The sequence below is a fragment of the Ruegeria sp. N4 genome (assembly GCF_056531425.1).
In genome coordinates this window covers 257,664-277,725 of sequence record NZ_JBQFLT010000001.1, presented here as the reverse complement: position 1 = coordinate 277,725, position 20,062 = coordinate 257,664, and the positions used below count along the sequence as shown (strand labels likewise).

General features: G+C 58.9%; 20 protein-coding genes and 1 pseudogene. 8 read left to right on the top strand and 13 right to left on the bottom strand.

Annotation, left to right across the window (positions count from 1 at the left end; genetic code table 11):
• Window positions 1–24: 24 nt before the first annotated feature.
• The 4 genes from lon to ACR0LW_RS01310 all read right to left on the bottom strand — a co-directional run bounded on the left by lon (window position 25) and on the right by ACR0LW_RS01310 (window position 5,264).
• Entirely contained in the window at window positions 25–2,433 is a 2,409-nt protein-coding gene (gene lon / locus ACR0LW_RS01325) for an endopeptidase La (RefSeq protein WP_480881354.1), read from the bottom strand.
• A gap of 225 nt (window positions 2,434–2,658) precedes the next feature.
• Window positions 2,659–3,066 carry a DUF6636 domain-containing protein gene (locus ACR0LW_RS01320; RefSeq protein WP_170519751.1) on the bottom strand — a complete coding sequence of 136 codons (408 nt, stop codon included), beginning with the start codon at window positions 3,064–3,066 and terminating at the stop codon, window positions 2,659–2,661.
• A gap of 92 nt (window positions 3,067–3,158) precedes the next feature.
• Entirely contained in the window at window positions 3,159–4,289 is a 1,131-nt protein-coding gene (gene tgt, locus ACR0LW_RS01315) for a tRNA guanosine(34) transglycosylase Tgt (protein WP_480881352.1), read from the bottom strand.
• A 63-nt stretch (window positions 4,290–4,352) separates the two neighbouring features.
• Window positions 4,353–5,264 carry a nucleoside hydrolase gene (locus ACR0LW_RS01310; RefSeq protein WP_480581368.1) on the bottom strand — a complete coding sequence of 304 codons (912 nt, stop codon included), beginning with the start codon at window positions 5,262–5,264 and terminating at the stop codon, window positions 4,353–4,355.
• 176 nt (window positions 5,265–5,440) lie between these two features.
• On the opposite strand from ACR0LW_RS01310, the gene ACR0LW_RS01305 reads away from it, so the two are divergent.
• The 3 genes from ACR0LW_RS01305 (at window position 5,441) to ACR0LW_RS01295 (ending at window position 7,061) form a co-directional block, all read left to right on the top strand.
• On the top strand, window positions 5,441–6,331 hold the full coding sequence (locus tag ACR0LW_RS01305) for an SPFH domain-containing protein (RefSeq protein ID WP_170450943.1): 891 nt from the start codon (window positions 5,441–5,443) through the stop codon (window positions 6,329–6,331).
• Window positions 6,331–6,609: an NfeD family protein gene (locus ACR0LW_RS01300; protein ID WP_170450945.1), complete on the top strand. Its 279-nt coding sequence runs from the start codon at window positions 6,331–6,333 to the stop codon at window positions 6,607–6,609. The genes ACR0LW_RS01305 and ACR0LW_RS01300 overlap by 1 nt, the downstream gene beginning before the upstream one ends.
• An 89-nt stretch (window positions 6,610–6,698) precedes the next feature.
• Window positions 6,699–7,061, top strand: coding sequence for an SUF system Fe-S cluster assembly protein (locus ACR0LW_RS01295; RefSeq protein WP_170450947.1), 363 nt, complete (start codon window positions 6,699–6,701; stop codon window positions 7,059–7,061).
• 222 nt (window positions 7,062–7,283) lie between these two features.
• Here the strand turns inward: ACR0LW_RS01295 and ACR0LW_RS01290 are convergent, their stop codons facing one another.
• Complete coding sequence (locus ACR0LW_RS01290; protein ID WP_480881348.1) at window positions 7,284–7,622, bottom strand: hypothetical protein; 339 nt, start codon at window positions 7,620–7,622, stop codon at window positions 7,284–7,286.
• Between the two features lie 196 nt (window positions 7,623–7,818).
• Here ACR0LW_RS01290 and ACR0LW_RS01285 point away from each other — a divergent pair, with 196 nt between their 5' ends.
• Complete coding sequence (locus ACR0LW_RS01285) at window positions 7,819–8,184, top strand: HesB/IscA family protein (RefSeq protein WP_480881346.1); 366 nt, start codon at window positions 7,819–7,821, stop codon at window positions 8,182–8,184.
• Here ACR0LW_RS01285 and ACR0LW_RS01280 read toward each other — a convergent pair.
• Window positions 8,181–9,092, bottom strand: coding sequence for an isopenicillin N synthase family dioxygenase (locus tag ACR0LW_RS01280; RefSeq protein ID WP_480881344.1), 912 nt, complete (start codon window positions 9,090–9,092; stop codon window positions 8,181–8,183). The genes ACR0LW_RS01285 and ACR0LW_RS01280 overlap by 4 nt on opposite strands.
• A 126-nt stretch (window positions 9,093–9,218) precedes the next feature.
• On the opposite strand from ACR0LW_RS01280, the gene tpiA reads away from it, so the two are divergent.
• Complete coding sequence (gene tpiA / locus ACR0LW_RS01275; RefSeq protein ID WP_480881342.1) at window positions 9,219–9,968, top strand: triose-phosphate isomerase; 750 nt, start codon at window positions 9,219–9,221, stop codon at window positions 9,966–9,968.
• 15 nt (window positions 9,969–9,983) lie between these two features.
• Here the strand turns inward: tpiA and ACR0LW_RS01270 are convergent, their stop codons facing one another.
• The 6 genes from ACR0LW_RS01270 to ACR0LW_RS01245 form a co-directional block, all read right to left on the bottom strand.
• Window positions 9,984–10,295, bottom strand: a complete 312-nt coding sequence (locus ACR0LW_RS01270) for a DMT family transporter (RefSeq protein WP_480881340.1) — start codon at window positions 10,293–10,295, stop codon at window positions 9,984–9,986.
• Between the two features lie 138 nt (window positions 10,296–10,433).
• On the bottom strand, window positions 10,434–11,810 hold the full coding sequence (locus tag ACR0LW_RS01265) for a TRAP transporter large permease (RefSeq protein WP_170450958.1): 1,377 nt from the start codon (window positions 11,808–11,810) through the stop codon (window positions 10,434–10,436).
• Window positions 11,810–12,487, bottom strand: a complete 678-nt coding sequence (locus tag ACR0LW_RS01260) for a TRAP transporter small permease (protein ID WP_480881337.1) — start codon at window positions 12,485–12,487, stop codon at window positions 11,810–11,812. Before ACR0LW_RS01260 ends, ACR0LW_RS01265 begins: the two co-directional genes overlap by 1 nt.
• A 114-nt stretch (window positions 12,488–12,601) precedes the next feature.
• Complete coding sequence (locus ACR0LW_RS01255) at window positions 12,602–13,603, bottom strand: DctP family TRAP transporter solute-binding subunit (protein WP_170621739.1); 1,002 nt, start codon at window positions 13,601–13,603, stop codon at window positions 12,602–12,604.
• Window positions 13,604–13,971: 368 nt separating this feature from the next.
• Window positions 13,972–15,201, bottom strand: a complete 1,230-nt coding sequence (locus tag ACR0LW_RS01250; protein WP_480881334.1) for a sigma-54-dependent transcriptional regulator — start codon at window positions 15,199–15,201, stop codon at window positions 13,972–13,974.
• Window positions 15,198–16,931, bottom strand: a complete 1,734-nt coding sequence (locus ACR0LW_RS01245; RefSeq protein WP_480881332.1) for a sensor histidine kinase — start codon at window positions 16,929–16,931, stop codon at window positions 15,198–15,200. The genes ACR0LW_RS01250 and ACR0LW_RS01245 overlap by 4 nt, the downstream gene beginning before the upstream one ends.
• Before the next feature lie 47 nt (window positions 16,932–16,978).
• Here ACR0LW_RS01245 and ACR0LW_RS01240 point away from each other — a divergent pair, with 47 nt between their 5' ends.
• Complete coding sequence (locus ACR0LW_RS01240; RefSeq protein WP_480581385.1) at window positions 16,979–18,160, top strand: cytochrome P450; 1,182 nt, start codon at window positions 16,979–16,981, stop codon at window positions 18,158–18,160.
• Window positions 18,161–18,308: 148 nt separating this feature from the next.
• Here ACR0LW_RS01240 and ACR0LW_RS01235 read toward each other — a convergent pair whose 3' ends face one another.
• Entirely contained in the window at window positions 18,309–18,788 is a 480-nt protein-coding gene (locus tag ACR0LW_RS01235; protein ID WP_170518306.1) for an Lrp/AsnC family transcriptional regulator, read from the bottom strand.
• A gap of 141 nt (window positions 18,789–18,929) precedes the next feature.
• Between ACR0LW_RS01235 and cobA the strand changes: the two are divergent.
• Both cobA and ACR0LW_RS01225 read left to right on the top strand, forming a co-directional pair.
• Window positions 18,930–19,709: pseudogene (cobA, locus tag ACR0LW_RS01230) on the top strand (uroporphyrinogen-III C-methyltransferase); the annotation flags it as partial.
• Window positions 19,709–20,023, top strand: a complete 315-nt coding sequence (locus ACR0LW_RS01225; protein ID WP_170450972.1) for a DUF2849 domain-containing protein — start codon at window positions 19,709–19,711, stop codon at window positions 20,021–20,023. The pseudogene cobA and the gene ACR0LW_RS01225, both read left to right, overlap by 1 nt.
• Window positions 20,024–20,062: the final 39 nt, after the last annotated feature.

Genomic DNA, 20,062 nt, shown 5'->3' with positions numbered 1-20,062 from the left:
GCCTTTTCAGTTCTTTACGTCCGCTTAATGCGCCGTGGCCGACGGGCCTGCATTCTCCGCAGCTTTTGTCGCGGCAGCAGCTGCTTCCTCGGCAGCCTCGTCCCATTCGATGGGCTCCGGCTCGCGCACCAGTGCTTGTTTCAATACTTCCGAGACATGTTTGACCGGAATGATTTCCAGCCCTTCTTTCACATTGTCCGGAATCTCGGCCAGATCCTTTTCGTTTTCTTCCGGGATCAGAACCGTCTTGATGCCACCGCGCAGCGCCGCCAGCAGTTTCTCTTTCAAACCACCGATGGGCATCGCATTGCCGCGCAGCGAAACCTCGCCCGTCATGGCAATATCCTTGCGCACCGGAATACCGGTCAGGACCGAGACAATCGAGGTCACCATCGCCAGACCCGCTGACGGGCCATCTTTGGGCGTTGCCCCATCCGGCACGTGGACGTGAATGTCCAGCTTGTCGAACTGAGGCGGCTCCACCCCGATCTTCGGTGAGATCGACCGCACGTAAGACGAGGCCGCGTCGATGGATTCCTTCATCACATCGCCCAGCTTACCGGTGGTCTTCATCCGCCCCTTGCCGGGCAGTTTCAGGGCCTCGATATGCAGCAGATCACCGCCAACGGACGTCCAGGCCAGACCGGTCACGACGCCGATCTGATCGTCCTGCTCGGCCAAGCCATAGCGGAACTTCGGCACACCCAAGAAATCATCCAGATTGTCCGGCGTCACCGTCACAGTTTCCGCCTCTTTCTTGATGATCTTGGTCAGCGATTTCCGCGCGACCTTGGCGATTTCACGTTCAAGGTTCCGCACGCCCGCCTCGCGGGTGTAAGTGCGGATGATCGATTGCAGCGCCTCATCGGTCAGTTCGAACTCTTTGGCTTTCAGACCGTGGTTCTTGACCTGTTTGCTGATCAGGTGCTGCTTGGCGATCTCGCTCTTTTCCTCTTCGGTGTAACCGGCCAGCGGGATGATCTCCATCCGATCCAGCAGAGGCCCCGGCATGTTGTAGCTGTTCGAGGTGGTCAGGAACATCACGTTGGACAGGTCATATTCGACCTCAAGGTAGTGGTCCATGAACGTGCTGTTCTGTTCCGGATCAAGCACTTCCAGCATCGCCGAGGCCGGGTCGCCACGGAAGTCCTGCCCCATCTTGTCGATTTCATCGAGCAGGATAAGCGGGTTCGTGGTTTTCGCCTTTTTTAGCGCCTGGATGATCTTACCGGGCATCGAACCAATGTACGTCCGACGGTGACCGCGGATCTCGGATTCGTCGCGCACACCACCCAAGCTGATACGAATGAACTCGCGCCCCGTGGCTTTGGCAACCGACTTACCCAGCGAGGTTTTACCGACACCCGGAGGGCCAACAAGGCACAGGATCGGGCCTTTCAGCTTTTTCGAACGCTGCTGAACCGCCAGATATTCGACGATCCGCTCTTTGACTTTCTCAAGCCCATAGTGATCAGCGTCCAGAATGTCCTGCGCGCGGCCCAAGTCCTTTTTCACGCGGGATTTGGTGCCCCACGGCAGAGACAGGATCCAGTCCAGATAGTTGCGCACGACGGTGGCTTCGGCGGACATCGGGCTCATGTTACGCAGCTTCTTCAGCTCGCCCTCGGCCTTCTCGCGGGCCTCTTTCGACAGTTTGGTCTCGTTGATCTTGGCTTCCAGCTCGGCGACTTCGTTCGAACCGTCCTCACCATCGCCGAGTTCCTTCTGAATGGCCTTCATCTGCTCATTCAGGTAATACTCGCGCTGCGTCTTCTCCATCTGGGATTTGACGCGGGTTTTGATCTTTTTCTCGACCTGCAGAACCGACATTTCGCCCTGCATCAGGCCATAGACCTTCTCAAGCCGCTCACTGACCGAGAGCGTCTCAAGCAGTTCCTGCTTTTGCTCAACCTCAATACCCAGATGACCCGACACCAGATCGGCCAGCTTGGCAGGCTCGGTGGTTTCACCGACTGCGGTCAGGGCCTCTTCGGGGATGTTCTTGCGCACTTTTGCATAGCGCTCGAACTCATCCGCCACAGTACGCAGCAGCGCCTGTGTGGTGGTCACATCGCCCGGGATTTCGGTCAGATACTCGGCACGCGCCTCGAAAAACTGATCGTTTTCAAGGAATTCCGTGATCTGCACACGCGCCTGTCCTTCGACCAGCACCTTGACGGTGCCGTCGGGCAGTTTCAGCAGTTGCAGGACGTTGGCCAGAACACCAGCCTGATAGATGCCGTCCACTTCCGGATCGTCAACACCGGGGTCGATCTGGCTGGACAACAGAATTTGCTTATCATCCTGCATCACCTCTTCCAGCGCGCGGACCGATTTGTCTCGGCCCACGAACAGCGGCACGATCATATGCGGGAACACCACAATGTCGCGCAGCGGCAGGACGGGGTATGAGGAATTCAGAGGCTCTTGCATGCTCTATCCTTATCGTTGGCAAGACGGCTCTGGTCCCTGCTTGAGGCAACGCTTGGCCGTCTCCTGTCTTGGATGGTTAAAGGTGGGGCTGTCACCACCCTATTTCAACCTCACCATCATGTCTCTGGCGCAGCATGACCCGAGGTTTTCCGGACTGCAAGGCGTCCCGGAAACATATCCACCGAAATTAACGCACCCTGCGTGAGAAATACGCAGGCAAGAAGATCAGAACACGCGCTGCACGGCGCGGGACAGGAAAAACCCGTGGCCGTCCTGATTGCGACATTCCAGACCTTTCCGAGAGGAGCTACAGGTAAACCCACCAAACTGGCCCGTGACACCATATTCCGCACGGTTAAACCCGCCGCGGTTTCGATTCAGCGGCTGGCACAGCATTTCCACGGGGCCGGTATCGAACATCAGGAAATCATGGCCCCAGTCGGATTGGCAGTCGGAAGGCCGCGGCAACGCGGGCTGGCCAGACTTTTCGATTATCGTGCATTGGATATCAGAAGACTCAGCGCCTTCGCCCACCGAACACTGAATATTTTCGGAAGGGGTTTCAAAGGTCCAGACATCTGAAATGGCAGGTGTCGCGCAGAAAATTGCTGCGCCGAGAAAAAGGCGAAACATAAAAACTCTCCGGGTCACGAACTAAAAATAGCATTGCTTGAAGTGGCCTCAGACTACCTGAAAACCACGCAATTGTCACCCGAACGGGACGGTTATAGCGGCTCGATATCGCCCTGCGCGCGCGTTGCATGGAAATCGGCCTGCCACGCATCGAAGCTTCCGGCCGAGATGGCATCCCGCATGCCCTGCATGATCTCCTGGAAATAATGCAGGTTGTGCCAGGTCAACAACATACCCGAAATCATCTCGTTCGACCGGAACACATGATGCAGATAGGCGCGCGAATAATTCGCGCAGGCCGGGCACGAGCATTCCTGATCCAGCGGGCGCGGATCGTCCGCATGCCGCGCGTTTTTGATGTTCACCACGCCACGACGCGTGAAAACCTGTCCGGTGCGACCGGACCGCGACGGCAGGACGCAATCCATCATGTCCACACCGCGCGCCACCGCGCCGACGATGTCATCCGGCTTGCCCACGCCCATCAGATAGCGTGGCTTTTCGGTGGGCAGGAAATCGGGGGCGTAGTCGAGGCAGTCAAACATCGCCTCCTGCCCTTCACCCACGGCCAGACCGCCAATGGCGTAGCCTTCGAAACCGATGGCTTTCAACGCCTCGGCGCTTTCTTCCCGCAGATCCTGCTCCAAACCACCCTGCATGATCCCGAACAGCGCATGACCCGGACGATCCCCGAACGCATTGCGCGACCGCTCGGCCCACCGCATCGACAGGCGCATCGACTCGGCAATCCGCTCCCGATCGGCGGGCAGCGAGGGGCATTCGTCGAAACACATCACAATGTCCGAGCCGAGCAGGCGCTGAATTTCCATCGACCGTTCCGGCGTGAGTTCGTGCTTGGACCCATCCACATGAGATTTGAAGGTCACGCCCTTCTCGGTCAGCTTGCGCAACCCGGCCAGCGACATAACCTGAAACCCGCCCGAGTCGGTCAGAATGGGCCGCTCCCAATTCATGAATTTGTGCAGGCCCCCCAGACGGTCAATCCGCTCGGCCGTTGGGCGCAGCATCAGATGGTAGGTGTTGCCCAGCAGAATATCCGCCCCGGTCGCGCGCACGCTTTCCGGCATCATTGCCTTGACCGTCGCCGCTGTTCCAACAGGCATGAAGGCCGGTGTGCGCACCTCGCCCCTTGGCGTGTTGATCACGCCGGTACGGGCCTTGCCATCGGTGGCTTTCAGCTCAAAAGAAAACTGCTGGGTCATATCATCGTCTCTGATCGCGGAACCGGGCAGGCTTTGCCCGATCCACCGGTGCTTTGCAACCCGTCAGGGCAGCGAGGCGACGCGGGCGGTAAACAGATCCACGACCCCTGCCCCGTCCACATCCCGACAGACCGAGACCCTTGGGCGACCGTCATGTGGCACCGTGGCCCCCAGCGCAGCGCCTTCAGTGGTGACGTGCAATCCAGTCTGAACGATCTCGAACATATGATCATGGGTGCAGGCGATCACTGCGGTCGAGTCGTGCAGGCCGCAGCCTTCCAACCCGCCGATATCCTTGTAGAACTTCAGATAAAACCGCGAAATATCGCGCAGGAATGCGCCCATATTGGGTGACTGATCTGCCAGCGCCTCGAAATCTGCGGTTTCGTACAGGGTTTTCAGCGTGACATCCAAACCTACGACCACTGTCTCTGGCGGCGCGGCGAACACCGCATCGGCTGCCTTGGCGTCGTGGTAGATATTCGCCTCGGCATGTTCGGTGATATTGCCGGGGCAATAGACAGCACCGCCCATGATGACCAACCGTTTAAGGTTCTGCGCGAACTGGGCATCCAGCTTCATGGCGTCGGCGATGTTGGTCAGTGGACCAACGGCGCAGACGACCAGCTCACCCCGATGTTGACGTGCCATGTCGGCCAGAAATTCGGCCGCGGACAAGTCGTGGTTCTGCCCGATCTCGGGAATATCAGCCAGATCGCCAAAGCCCTCGGGACCATGCACATGCTCGGACGGGCTGTGGCTGTCCTGCCCGTGGGCAAATGGCGCGCCTTGGGCGACCGGAATGCCCAAGTCCAGCTTATCGACCAGAAACCGAGCGTTTCGGCTGGATTGGTGGACATGCGTGTTGCCAAAAACAGTGGTCAGCCCGATCAGGTCAATCTCGGGCGCGGCAGCGGCGTAGGCGATGGCCATGGCATCGTCGATACCGGGGTCTGTGTCGATAATCAGTTTCATCCCGTTCCGATAGCGCAATCAGACACAGATGCAAAGCGATCACTGTCACTGCTTGCAACCGTCCGAATGGGCCATACCGCTATTTGCAACCGCCTGCATTCACGCCATACCAGAGTTGAAATCGGGCGACTCAATCCCCAAATGTATACTAATGTACACAATAAAAGAGGACAGTTATGACAGAAGAGCAGATCATTGGATTGCTTTCGTCGAATATCATTTACTTTTTGGCCGCCATTCTGGTGGTCATCGTTACGCTCAAAGGCATCAAGATCGTTCCCCAATCCGAAAAATACGTGGTTGAACGGTTCGGACGCCTGCACTCGGTGCTTGGCCCGGGCATCAACTTTATCGTTCCGTTTCTGGATGTTGCACGCCACAAGATATCCATTCTGGAACGCCAGCTGCCCAATGCGACACAAGACGCGATCACCAAGGACAACGTGCTGGTTCAGATCGACACCTCGGTCTTCTACCGCATTCTTGAGCCTGAAAAGACCGTGTACCGTATCCGCGACGTGGACGGCGCGATTGCCACCACCGTTGCCGGTATCGTCCGCGCCGAGATCGGTAAAATGGATCTGGATGAGGTTCAGTCGAACCGCGCCCAGCTGATCGCTCAGATTCAGGAAAGCGTCGAAACCGCCGTGGATGACTGGGGCATCGAAGTGACCCGGGCCGAGATCTTGGACGTGAACCTCGATCAGGCCACCCGCGACGCGATGTTGCAACAGCTGAACGCCGAACGCGCCCGCCGCGCGCAGGTGACCGAAGCCGAAGGTCAGAAACGCGCCGTGGAACTGCAGGCTGACGCCGAGCTTTATGCCGCAGAACAAACCGCCAAAGCCCGCCGCATTCAGGCCGAGGCCGAGGCATATGCCACCGGCGTCGTCGCCAAGGCCATTCAGGACAACGGGATCGAGGCCGCGCAGTATCAGGTTGCGCTGAAACAGGTGGAATCGCTGAACGCGCTGGGCAATGGCACCGGCAAACAAACGATTGTCTTGCCTGCAAATGCTCTGGAAGCCTTTGGCGATGCGTTCAAGATGCTGAAAGGAGGCAAGTGATGGCCGACCCCTTCTGGCTGACATGGTGGATCTGGTTGGCGGGCGCTTTGGCGCTCGGCATCCTCGAAATCGTTCTGCCCGGTTTTATCTTTCTGGGCTTTGCCATCGGGGCCGCTGTGACCGGGCTGCTGCTGCTTATCCCGGGGCTTGCCCCATCGCTGCCGGTTGTGCTGCTGATCTTCGCAGTGCTGTCGCTGATCGCGTGGCTGGGCCTGCGCCGAACCTTTGCGCACCCGCATGGGCAGGTGAAAACCTTTGAGCATGATATCAACGACTAACGTCAAGGGCCGCGCGGCGGCCTTTGCACACTGGACGCTGCCACAGCCATTCCCTATATAATCACTCAGGCAACCGACCCGAGGCGAAGATGACGCACCCGAGCGAACACTTAGAAGGCACACCGCTGATTGCACCTTCGACAATTGAACACCCCCTTTACGACCAGGTGGTCGAGGCGTGCAGAACGGTCTATGACCCTGAAATTCCTGTCAATATCTATGACCTCGGCCTGATCTATACGATCGACATCAAGGACGACAACGCGGTCAAGGTGATCATGACACTGACCGCGCCCGGCTGCCCGGTTGCGGGCGATATGCCCGGCTGGATCATGGAAGCCATCGAACCGGTTCCGGGGATCAAGGAAGTGGACGTTGAACTGACGTGGGAGCCGCCCTGGGGCATGGAGATGATGTCGGACGAAGCCCGGCTTGAACTCGGGTTCATGTGATCGCGCTTAAGGCATTGTCACAAAAGGTTAATCCATCCGTTACCTAACTGTAGGCCCGCTGTCACATTTCTGCGGGACACATACGGCGCATCGACAACCGCCAAGGTTTAATTCTGTCATGCGCATGGGCCGATACCGACTGTGCCATCCCCCATCCCCGGCCCGGAAATTGGACCGCTCTTGCCCGAGAGCGGTCTTTTCTTTTGCCGGATGCGCTGGGGCCTAACTCAGACCGCAGGTCGCTTTGATGTCTGCGGCCCGCTGGTCCAACTCTTTGACGTAATCGCCGGACAGCATTTGCAGTCTTTTGTTCTCGGTCCCGGTCACAAGACCCAGTAATGCACCTGCCGGAGTGATCGCGGCGACGCTTTCCAATTGCTGGTCCTGAGCGTGTTTCTTTTCCGATGCAATCGCCCGCAGATCCCCTTCGGCTGTGGCACAATTGATCGGATGCCGCTTGAGTGTTGTGTCCGCATAAGCGGGAATGGCCGTGATCATGGCTGCGGTGCCGATCAAGGCCGCATGAAAAATTGCATTAGCTTTGCCTCGTAACCTGTTCATTTCAATATAACTCCCCAAACGCAATCTGATCTCTGGCCGACTTTGGCAAACTGTCTTGGGTCAGGCTACGCGCATCCGTCACGTCAAGGCAACCCGCGCAAGCCGGTGGTAAATTTCACAACATCCAATCGCACCGACTTGAGCCTGCCGGGATACGCCCCTAAATTAGCGGTAACGCGCGACGACGGAGACACAGATGTTCGGCATTCCCGGCAAACAGGCGGTGACCATAACGCCCAAAGCTGCAAAGCAGATCACCCGCCTGATGAAATCCGGCGGTCATACCGGTCTGCGTATCGGTGTGAAAAAAGGCGGCTGTGCAGGCATGGAATACACCATGGACTATGTCGACGAAGCCGACCCGCATGACGAGGTGGTCGAACAGGACGGCGCACGGGTGATGATCGCCCCTATGGCGCAGATGTTCCTGTTCGGAACCGAGATCGATTACGAGGTCTCGCTGCTGGAATCCGGGTTCAAGTTCAAAAACCCCAACGTGGTCGATGCCTGTGGTTGTGGCGAGTCGATCAAGTTTGACGAAAGCCTTACATCGCAGCCCTAAGCTGATTTCAGGTGCAGATAGGTTTCATTGAACCGTTTCGTCAGGTGATCGCCTGCGGAAATCACCTGCCCTGACCCCGGCGGGGCGACATTGGTGTCGTAGGTTGGGTTGAAGAACATCGGGACCGAGATCCGTTCGTGGGACCCGCCTATTACCCGGTGCTCGGTCGCCTTGACGCGGCCTGCGGTCCAGAACTCCAGCATCTCACCGAAATTGATCACAAAGACACCCGGTTCGGCCTGGACCTTCTCCCACGCCCCATCGGGCATCCGTACTTCCAATCCGGACGTGCCGTCGGTGGCCAAAAGGGTCAGACAGCCGTAATCGGTATGCGCGCCAATGCCGAAGTCTTTGTCTCCGGCCCAGACAGGCCGCTTGGGATAGTAGTTCCCGCGCAGCAGGGCCATCGGCGTGTCGAAGGCCGCATCAAAACTGCCCGCGTCCCGCCCCAAGGCGACAGCAATCGCGCGCAACACCCGCATGGATACACCGCAGGCATCCGCGTAGTACGCGCGAATGGTATCTTGAAAGTGTTCTGGTTCCTCGGGCCACAGGTTCGGGGCATACACGCTCAGGTTCTGGGCTCGGTAAGGGTTGCCCTGCGGCAGTTCATAGCCGCAATCGAACACTTCCTTGAAATCCGGATTGGCTGTCGGATCAACCTGCTCTGACTGCGGCGCGCCCCAGCCCCGATTGGAACCGGTCACAGCCATGTCGACAGCGCGTTTGTCCTGCTCAGGCAAGCGGAAAAAGTCGTGATAGGCCGCGATCACGTTCTGAATGCGTTCCCGCGTCAGCCCTGTGTTGCGCACCTTCAAGAACCCAACCTGTCCAACGGCTTGCCGCAAGCGTGCAAGCTCTTGCGGGTCCCGGTTGTCCAGCTTTTCAAGATCAAGGTTGTCGATCATGGCATCCTCGGAAGACTCAGCGCGGAAACTGCCCGTCACAGATATGAACTGCAACCGCAATTGTAAGGTCCGATCATCGATGCTATCCGATGGCCCAAACAACCAAATTCGCAGGGAGAGTTCGATATGCGGCGCAAGCTGGCGGCTGGAAACTGGAAAATGAACGGAACCGGCGCAGCGCTTGCCGAGCTAAAGCAACTTGCGGCCAAGCACCCCTCGCCTTCGGTCGATATTCTGATCTGCCCCCCGGCCACCCTGCTGCACCGCGCCGCCGAGATGGTTGAAGGTACTGGTGTCTCGGTCGGCGGGCAGGACTGCCATGCAGAACACTCGGGCGCGCATACCGGTGATGTCAGCGCCGAGATGCTGCAAGACGCCGGTGCCACGGCAGTCATTCTGGGCCATTCGGAACGGCGCGTGGATCATGGCGAGCAAAACGAAGACGTGCGCGCCAAGGCCAGATCGGTCATGGATCAAGGCCTGAAAGCCATCATCTGCGTCGGCGAAAGCCTCGAACAGCGCGTGGCCGCCAACACATTGGACATCATCGGCGGTCAGATGTCAGGCTCGATCCCGGATCAGTCAACCGGCGAAAACCTGATTGTCGCTTACGAACCGATCTGGGCCATCGGCACCGGCAAGGTTCCGACGCTGGAAGAAATCGGTGAGGTCCACGATTTCATCCGCGCCCGTCTGGAACGCCTGTTTGGCGAGGGCGTCGGCCGCTCGGTCCGGTTGCTATATGGCGGTTCGGTCAAGCCGTCCAACGCGGCCGAAATTTTCGGTGTTTCGAACGTAGACGGCGCGCTGGTCGGCGGGGCCAGCCTGAAAGCTGCGGATTTCTCGGGCATCATCGAGGCGCTGGAAAGCGTCTGAGCCGGGGCCGCACAATCAGGCCAGCTTCATCGTCACGATCCCGGCAATGATCAACGCCGCTGCCAGAAGGCGCATGGGCGTCAGCGCCTCACCCAGCACCGTGACGCCCACCAGAAACGCGCCAACCGCGCCGATGCCGACCCAAATCATGTAAGCAGTGCTCAGCGGCAGATCCCGCATCGCCAGTGACAGCAACCCAAACGAGCCAATCATGGAAACGCCCATGATCGCGGTTGGCAAAAGCCGCGTGAAACCAGCGGATTGCTTCATCGCACCCGCCCAGACAATTTCGAGAATTCCGGCAAAAACAAGCATGATCCATGCCATGAGATGACCCATTGTCAACGCGGGTCGTCCCGCATGATCTGCCCGTGATGGGGAGGTCGTCCTCTGACCCCGAGATAGGCATCCCTGCCCCGGGTTCAAGAGGAAGGCCGGACGACGTTTCACCCGGCCTTCCAGTTCCTAGTTCGTTATGATCTCGGGCCCCATGACCGAGTTCGGCAGGAATGTCGAAATCCACGGGATATACGTCACCATGATCAGGAAGACGAACAGCACCGCCAGGAACGGCAACGCAGCCCGCACGACGCTCATCATCGGCATGCCTGCCACACCGGACGTGACGAACAGGTTCAACCCGACCGGAGGCGTGATCATTCCGATTTCCATGTTCACCACCATGATGATGCCCAGATGGATCGGATCGATGCCCAGCTCGATGGCAATCGGGAAGACCAGCGGGGCGACAATGACCAGTAGCCCCGAAGGCTCCATGAACTGACCACCGATCAGCAGGATCACGTTGACCACGATCAGGAAGGTCACCGGACCCAGACCAGCAGACAACATCGCCTCGGCAATGTGTTGCGGGACCTGCTCGTCCGTCAGCACATGTTTCAGGATCAGCGCGTTGGCGATCACGAACAGCAGCGTGACGGTCAGTTTACCCGCCTCGAACAGCGTATGCTTGGTGTCAGGGTGAAAGAAAGCGGTGACCAGCGCATGCGGTTTCTTGAACAGCGGAATATTCGCCGTCCCCTCTTCCGTGCTGAGCGGCCCCATGTCCTTGTAGACAAAGCTGGCGATCAGGAAGGCGTAAACAGCGGCCACCGCAGCGGCCTCGGTCGGGGTGAAGATACCACCGTAGATGCCGCCCAGAATGATCACGATCAGGAACAGACCCCAACCAGCCTCGCGCGCCGAGGTGAAAATCTCGCCCCAACCCTTCCAGTCACCTTTGGGCAGGTTCTTGACCTTGGCCATAACGTAAATGGTGATCATCAGCATCAGACCGGCCATCAGGCCCGGAATGACACCCGCCAGAAACATCCGCCCGACCGAGACCTCGACGGCTGCCGCGTAGACAACCATCACGATCGAGGGCGGGATCAGGATGCCCAACGTCCCCGCGTTACAGATCACACCTGCGGCGAATTCCTTGGAATAACCCACCTGACGCATCCCGGCGATGACAATGGAGCCGATGGCCACAACGGTCGCCGGGGACGACCCGGACAACGCAGCAAACAGCATACAGGCAAACACGCCCGCAATCGCCAGACCACCGGGCAGATGCCCCACGCATGCAATCGAGAATCGGATGATCCTCCGTGCCACCCCACCCGTGGTCATGAAGGACGAGGCCAGAATGAAGAACGGGATCGCCAGCAGGGTAAAGTGCCCCTCGAACGCCTCGAACAGCGTGCCCGCGACCGAAGCCAGCGAACTGTCGGAATAAATCAGCAGGAACAGGGTCGAACTGAGGCCAAGCGCCACCGCAATCGGAACCCCGATCAGCAGCAGGCCGATGACCATCGAGAAAAGAAGTACAACGTCCATCAGTCATGTCCTCCCTGCTGCGCGCGCACTTCTCCGATCTCGTCCTCAACCTCGTGGCTGGCGACCAGACGGTCCGTTTCACCGCGCCAAATCTGCAGGGCAACCTGCGCAAAGCGGATCACCAGCAGCAGCATCGACAAAGGCAGGATGAAATACGGAACGACCTTGGGCAGTTTCTCGTAATATTCGCCATAGTTGATCAGGTCTTCCAGGAACCGCAGCGGTGCGATCATCGGAATATCGTCAACTTCATAGAAACTCTGGCTGCGGGCGTCGAAATTGAACCCGGTCGGGAACCAGCGACCCGATGTGGGCGGCAGGTCAGCAAATACCGCCCAGTAATCATAGGCACCCTTGAGCAACAGCAGCGAGAACACCAGACAACAGGCCACGGCGATCAGCGCCAGGATCCGACGCGGCGCGGGGGCCAGCATGTTCAGGATCGCATCGACCCCCAGATGAGCGTGTTTCTTGACCGCATATGACGCGCCCAGCAGCACAAGCCAGCCGAACATGAACACCGTCAGTTCCAGCGCCCAAAGAATGTTCGAGTTAAAAAAGAACCGGGCGATCACATTGGCAAAGGTCACGGCCGTCATCAGGCCCAGCAGCAATGCAATCACGGTCTCTTCGATATGGTCGACCAGCCCAGCCGGGCCGGATTTCGCACCAGACATCTTTCTGTCCCCGCATTTTTCGTGATGAGAGTAACTTGCGGCGGGCCTTTGAAGCGGCCCGCCAAGGCCGCGCGTCGTTAACTCCCCAGTCCCCGGACGCGCGGCCTGACCGGATCAGAACCCGGCGTTGATGGCCTGTGCGGCGTCGATCTTGTCCTGCCCCACGTCACCGGCGAACTGATCCCAGACGGGCTTCATCGCATCAACCCAGGCCTGACGCTGTTCGGGGTTCAGTTCACGAATGATACCACCCGCGTCGGTGATCGACGCTTTGGCTGCTTCATTCACGGCAAAGGCTTCCTTGTTCCGGGTTTCGGTCACTTCGTCCATGATGGTCATGAACTGGTCACGCACCTCGGGGTCCAGGCTGTCCAGCCAATCCACCGAGGTCACGACCAGATAATCGATGATGCCGTGATTGGTCTCGGTAATGCCGTCCTGCACCTCGAAGAACTTCTTGCCGTAGATGTTCGACCAGGTGTTTTCCTGCCCGTCCACAACGCCCTGTTGCAGCGCGCCATAGACTTCCGAGAACGCCATCTTCTGCGGGCTGCCACCGATCGCTTCCATCTGCGCAACCAGCACGTCCGAGGACTGCACCCGGAATTTCAGACCATCCGCATCCGACGGATCAACCAGCGGCTTGTTCGCCGACATCTGCTTCATGCCATTGTGCCAGAAGGCCAACCCCTGCAGGCCACGGCGCTGCATGCTGTCCTTCATCGCCTGACCATCGGCCGAGGCCTGGAACGCGTCCACGGCATCGATGTTCTTGAACATGAACGGCAGGTCGAACAGGCGGAACTGTTTGGTGAACTTCTCAAACTTCGACAGCGACGGCGCGGCCAGTTGCACGTCGCCTTGCAGCATCGCCTCAAGCACCTTGTCGTCATTGTAGAGGGTCGAGTTCGGATAGACCTCCATACACATCACGCCGTTCATCTCGTCATTTACACGCTGTTCCAGCAGCGAGGCAGCGATACCTTTCGGATGCTTGTCGGTGTTCGTCACATGCGCGAACTTGACGACGATTTCACCGTCGTCGCACGCCGCAATACCCGCCGAGGCGGTTACCGCCAATGCCAGAGCCGTCGCGGCTGTTGTCAAAACTCTCATCTGTTCTCCTCCCAGACTTCAAAACATTCCATCAGATGCCATAGGGGCACCGCATGCCGGGCAGTGAAGCGAATCAAATCTTACCGCACAACGTTTTGATTCCGGGGATGAAGGGTCGTTATTTATATAATAATAACCGGTACTTAAATTATACCTTTCAGGCACGTATTTTATCACCCAGCCAAGGGTGTGCGGAAATCCGCACAGCGGAAAACCAAGATGTGCGGAAATCCGCACGGTTTTCGAATCACCGGTCCAGAATCAATCCCTTTGCCCCATCACACCCACCGCAGCCCGCGCCAGCGGGCTGCCCGGCCCAACAGCTTTGACCGGATGAAAATGCGGGCAAAGCTGGCGGGAGTGTCTGCTTATCTGCGATAATCCTCGGGGCGGATCTGATACCGCGCCAGCTTGTCATAGAACGTCTTGCGCGGCAGTTTCAGTGCCTTTGCCGCGTCCGAGGCTTTGCCATTGTGCCGCCCCAAAGCCGCAATCAACAACGACCGTTCGACCCGCGCCATCTGATCGCTCAACCCAAGTTCCGCGGCCTGAGCGACATCCTCGGGCATGCCCAACACAAATCGCATCGCTGCAGACATCAACGACCGTGCATTCCCCGGCCAATCGCGCGCCATCAACGACGCCAGATGGTCCGAGGTGATCTCGGGCTCGGGGATACCGGCCTGTTCGGCGGCTTGCGCCACATAGTGACGAAAGATGACCGGGATATCCTCGGGCCGCTCGGCCAGAGACGGAATGCGCACCTGCATCACGTCCAGACGATAGAACAGATCGGCGTTGAAACGCCCCTCGTCCGACAGCGCGGCCAGATCCGCCGTTGTCCCTGCAAGGATCCGGGCATCCGTGCCCTGTTCAATCCGTTCCAGAGCCGCATATTGCGTGGCCTGCGGCATTGCCGAGATCTCATCCAGAAACAAGGACCCGCCCGCAGCATCCTCGCACCCTTGCAGTAGCTCCTCAGTAGTCAACGCGGATCCCGCGCGCTTCACAAAGGGGCCCTGCGCGACAGGAGACATCAGATGCACAACTTCGGCCACCTTGGACACCCCGCTGCCCGGCGGTCCGGTCACCAAAACCTCGGCCCCGGTCGGGGCGACGCTTCGCACCCGCTCGCGCAACGCCTCGGCCTGTGATGACAGGCCGAACAACAGACGCGCTGCGGGATCGCCGCGCTCAAGCTCGGACTTCAGCGCACGCTTTTCCATGACCTGCGACCGCTGCGCAAAAGCGCGTTCCAGCACCGCCAGCAGATCCGAGGCCGCGCAGGGCTTTTCCAGAAAATCAAACGCCCCTTGCCCCATGGCCTGCACCGCCATCGGGATATCCCCCTCACCGGTCAACAAAATCACCGGCAGTTCGGGGTCCACATCGCGCGCATAGGTCAGAAGATGAAAACCGTCACGCCCCGGCATCCGAATGTCCGAGACGATGACACCGGGAAAATCCGCCCGGATATGATCCTTTGCCGCAACAAAGGATCCTGCCGGAACCGGCGTGAATTCGGCCAATTCCATAGTTTGCGCCAGCGCTTCGCGAACGGCGGCGTCGTCATCGACCAGAAGGACCCTGCGTGTCATGCAACCTCTTCCTCCCTGAAATACTCAAGCTCGACAGTGAATACCGCACCGTTTTCGGCGTTCGCACCGCGAATATTGCCGCCAAAACTCTGCACCAGCCCGTAAGAAATCGACAGGCCCAGCCCCATGCCTTCGGACGAGCCGACGGATTTGGTGGTATAAAATGGCTCAAACAGCTTGTCGGGGTCTTCGATACCTGGCCCGCTGTCGCGTATCGCCACAACAACGCGATCTCCGGTTTCAATCTCGATCACGATACGCTTGTCTTCCTGCCCGCTCATCGCGTCGATGGCGTTGTTGATCAGGTTCACAAAGACCTGCGCCAAACGAACTTCACCGCCCCACGCATTCACCGGATGGGTCGGTGGGGTCCAGTCCAACGTCACCCCTTCTTCACGCAATCTTGCCTCTGTCAGTTCAATCGCCGATTGGATCACCTGAACCAGATCGACCTTGCCCATAGGCTCGCTTTCATTTCGCGCAAAGGCCCTCAGGTTCTTGATGATCCGCGCCATGCGCGCGGCCATTTCCGAGATACGGCCCAAGTTTTTACCAGCCTTTTCACCCTGCCCCCGCTCCATGAAGGCTGCACCATTGTCGGCGAACTGTTGAATGGCCATCAAGGGCTGGTTCAATTCGTGACTGATGCCCGCCGACATCTGACCCAATGCGCTTAGCTTACCGGCCTGCACCAAATCCGCCTGAGCTTGCTTCAAGGCGGCTTCCGCCTCCTGCCGCTCGGCCACTTCGCGCCGCAGGGCCGTGTTGGCTGTCGTCAGGTCTCGCGTTCGCTTTGCCACGCGGCCTTCAAGCACGGCATTGGCTTCGGCCAAGGTCCGCCGCCGCTCGGTGGCCAGAAACAGCAAGGCGCCAAAGGCCAGACAGATCGCGGCCACCGCCGCCGCCTGCAACCCGGCCAACCGCCGCGCCGGGGCCACATCCACCAGCACCTCGGCGATCATGTCGATCACCGGCAGATCAAGCGTCAGATGCAGCGCGTGCTGCGGCAGGTAACGGCCCCAGTTCAACCGCCATAACTCGTGCCCGCCAACCCAGGACGAAGCAAAATCGACCGGCGCGCCCTCGGGCGGCGTCAACCCCCGCTGCCCGTCGGCGCGGTACCAGAACAACAGATCGGACCGGTTCGAGATAAAGACGACGCCGTTGTGATCAACAAAGAAAACCGCTTCGGTACTTCCACGCCAGGTCTGTTCGACATCCTGAACATCGGCGAACACCATCAAGGCCCCTACGACTTGCCCGGCCGGGCCAAAAGCCGGGGCCGCGTAGGAATAGATCCTGTTTCCGCTTTCGGTTTCGACACCATGCGCACTGCCCATCGCGCCTTGCAATGCACGCTCAAACGCCGGATGCCCCGCCATGCTGCGCTGCGCAACCGGCTGGGCCGAAGCCAGAACGCGGCCATCTCGATCCAGATAGATCATGTTGACCGCAGCCGTCTTGTCGGCCACATCCAAAAGCACTTTGCGCGCCTCCTGCTGCTGCTGGGACGTTTCCAGCGCGGCCAGCGTTGGATGCCCCGCCATCAGAACCGCAAGCTCCTGATAGACCTGCATCTGAGTGCTCAACCTGTCGGCCGCCAGCTCCAAATCGGCTTCGGCCTTTTCGCTCAGCTGCGACAGCGCCTGCCGATACCCGTAGGACCAGACGCTCGCCGACAATAAACCGACCGCGATCAGGAAACCGCAAATGACCCAAAACCTTTGCATGACATAGGGTCTTGCATTCACGCCGCCCGATGGCAAGTCTGCGCCGCATGAAGACCGTCTCTCAATCTCCGACCGATCCGGGTTTCGTTCAGAACCCCTATCCGTTCTATGATACAGCCCGCGCGCATGGAGATTTGGTTTATTGGAGCGACTACAACATGGTCGCCGCCGTTTCGCACAAGGCGGTCCACGCGCTGTTGCGCGACCGCCGGTTTGGTCGCGAAATCCCGGCTGAGCTTGCAAAACCCGGCCCGGATCACCTGGCCCCGTGGCTTGCGGTCGAGGCTCATTCGCTGCTTGAGGCTGAACCACCCCGCCACACGCGGCTGAGGGCTTTGGTCACACGGGCCTTCACCTCGCGCGCCATTGCCGCCTTGGCCCCGTCGATCGAAACCCTGTGCCATGACCTTGTTGATCAGTTTCCGGACCGGCCATTCGACTTGCTGGATGCCTATTGCACGCAAGTCCCTGTCATAACGATCTGCCGCCTGCTGGGGGTGCCCGAAAGCATGTCCCCCGACCTGCTCAGATGGTCCCACGACATGGTCGCGATGTATCAGGCAAGCCGCACGTCAGAGACTGAACAGAACGCAGCGCAATCCGCACAGGATTTCACCGCCTTTCTGAACGGTTACATCCAACAACGACGATCCAACCCGCGTGACGATCTGATCACGCGTCTGATTGCGGCAGAAGAAGAAGGCGACAGGCTGTCAACCGATGAACTGATCGCCACCTGCATCCTGCTGCTCAATGCAGGGCATGAGGCGACGGTCCACTCACTTGGGAATGGTGTAAAAACCCTTCTTCAATGCGGTCTGGGTAGCAGTGTCCTTGGGCCGGATGCAATCGATGGCACTGTGGAGGAGATCCTGCGCTTCGATCCTCCCCTGCATATGTTCACCCGCTATGCCTATGAAGAGGTTGAGGTTTTTGGCCATTCCTTCAAACGCGGCGATCAGGTTGCGCTGTTGCTGGGTGCCGCCAACCGGGACCCCGAGGCATGGCCGGACCCGCATATCTTCAATCCAAAGCGTCCGGTCAAAACAAACTCAAGCTTTGGCGGCGGCCTGCACTTTTGCGTTGGCGCGCCCCTGGCCCGGCTCGAGATGCGCATCGCTCTGCCCATCCTGTTCGACAGATGCCCCAATCTGCACCTGACCGAGCCGCCAACATACTCGGACAGCTACCATTTTCACGGCCTTGAACACCTAATGGTTCTGGCCTGAAGCCTAAAATCAAATCGCGCGTTCCGCGCGATGCCTCCGGCGGGGATATTTTTAGCCAGATGAAGTCTGGATCCCCTGTTCATCTGGCTGGAAATATCCCGGGGGAGTCGCCCCGACAGGGGCGGGGGGGGCAGCGCCCCCAACCCCCTTAAGTGCTGGCCAAGGCGTTCAAGGGAAGCATGGTCGTGGACTTGATCTCTTCCATTGACAGCAATGCGGTGACGTTGTGGACACGAACCTCTGATATCAGAGACTGGTAAAACTGATCATAGGCGCGGGCATTTTTAACCCGTACTTTCAGAATATAGTCGATGTCCCCTGCCAGCCGGTGTGCCTCTTGCACTTCGGGTTGATCCCGAAGGGCTTTCAGGAACTTACGCTGCCAGTCGGCTTCGTGCTCGGATGTGCGGATCAGAACAAAAAAAGTGGCCTCGAACCCCAGCGCTTCGGCGTCCAGCAATACCGTTTGCTGACCAATGATTCCGGCGCTTTTGAGCTTGCGGATTCGATTCCAAACCGGGGTCTTGGAACTGCCGACCCGGGCTGCTATTTCGTCCAGCGACTGGCTGGCATCGCGCTGCAGCTCAGCCAGAATTTTCCGATCCGTATCGTCTATCCGCACCGACATTCCATTTTTCCTTCAGTTTCGAAACGCTCGTCCCAAACAGGTCATTAGAAAAGACGCACGTTCTTATTTATTCCGCGATATGGCGGTTTGGTGGGAATATTTCCTATATTGCAGGGCAAGTCAAACCAAGCTCTGGACGATCTGATGCAGCTTACGAACGAAACAGGACGCACAGGACATGTCGACTTTGTCGGCGCTGGTCCTGGTGATCCGGAATTGCTGACGCTCAAGGCCCTGAAAGCCTTTAAGCGCGCGGATGTCGTTCTGCATGACCGTCTCATCGGCGAAGACGTCCTGACCCTTGCCGGGCAAAGCGCGCATTTGGTCGACGTTGGTAAGGCCGGGTTCGGCCCGTCGTGGAAACAGGCCGATATTGATGCGCTGCTGGTCGACTATGCTCTGAAAGGCAACCGCGTCGTGCGTCTGAAATCCGGCGACCCGACTGTCTTTGGGCGGCTGGACGAGGAAATCGAAGCTGTTGAAACCGCAGGTATCTCGTGGCGCATCGTTCCCGGCATCACGGCGGCGTCTGCAGCCGTTGCGGGCATCGGTCAAAGCCTGACCCGGCGCGGGCGCAATTCATCGGTTCGGTTCCTGACCGGACACGACATGAAGGGTTTTGCCGATCACGACTGGACCGCTCTGGCGCGCGAGGGATCGGTTGCCGCGATTTACATGGGCAAAAAATCCGCCCGTTTCATCCAGGGTCGCCTGATCATGCACGGCGCGAACCGCGCCACACCTGTAACAATGATCGAAAATGCCTCGCGCCCGGATCAGCGCGTTGTGGCAAGCACGCTCGATCAACTGCCCACCGACCTGAGTGCCGCCGAAATGGACGGCCCGGTTCTGACATTCTATGGCCTTGCCCCGCGCCAAGCGGCCGAGGCCCTGACCGAATTCAATAAGGAGCTTGCCTGATGGCCCGCGCTTTTACCCCTAAAGTTGTCACTGCAAATGACCTGCTGGAAGGCGACGTGATCTACCAGACCGAGGATGACCGCTGGTCGCGCGATCTGTCCGAGGCCGAGCTGATCACTGATGAAGCCCACGCGCAGGTCCGTCTGCTGGACGCCGCCCGCCAAGCCAACAAGATCGTTGGTGCCTATCTTGCCGATGCAGCCGCTGGCGCAAACGGCCCCGAACCCACCCATTTCCGCGAGGAGTTCCGCCGCACCGGGCCCTCGAACTATGCCCATGGCAAGCAGGAAACTGAAACGCAGCCCCGGGCCTGACTTCTGGCCCCTCTTCCTCTCCCCAAAGGCCCCAAAGTT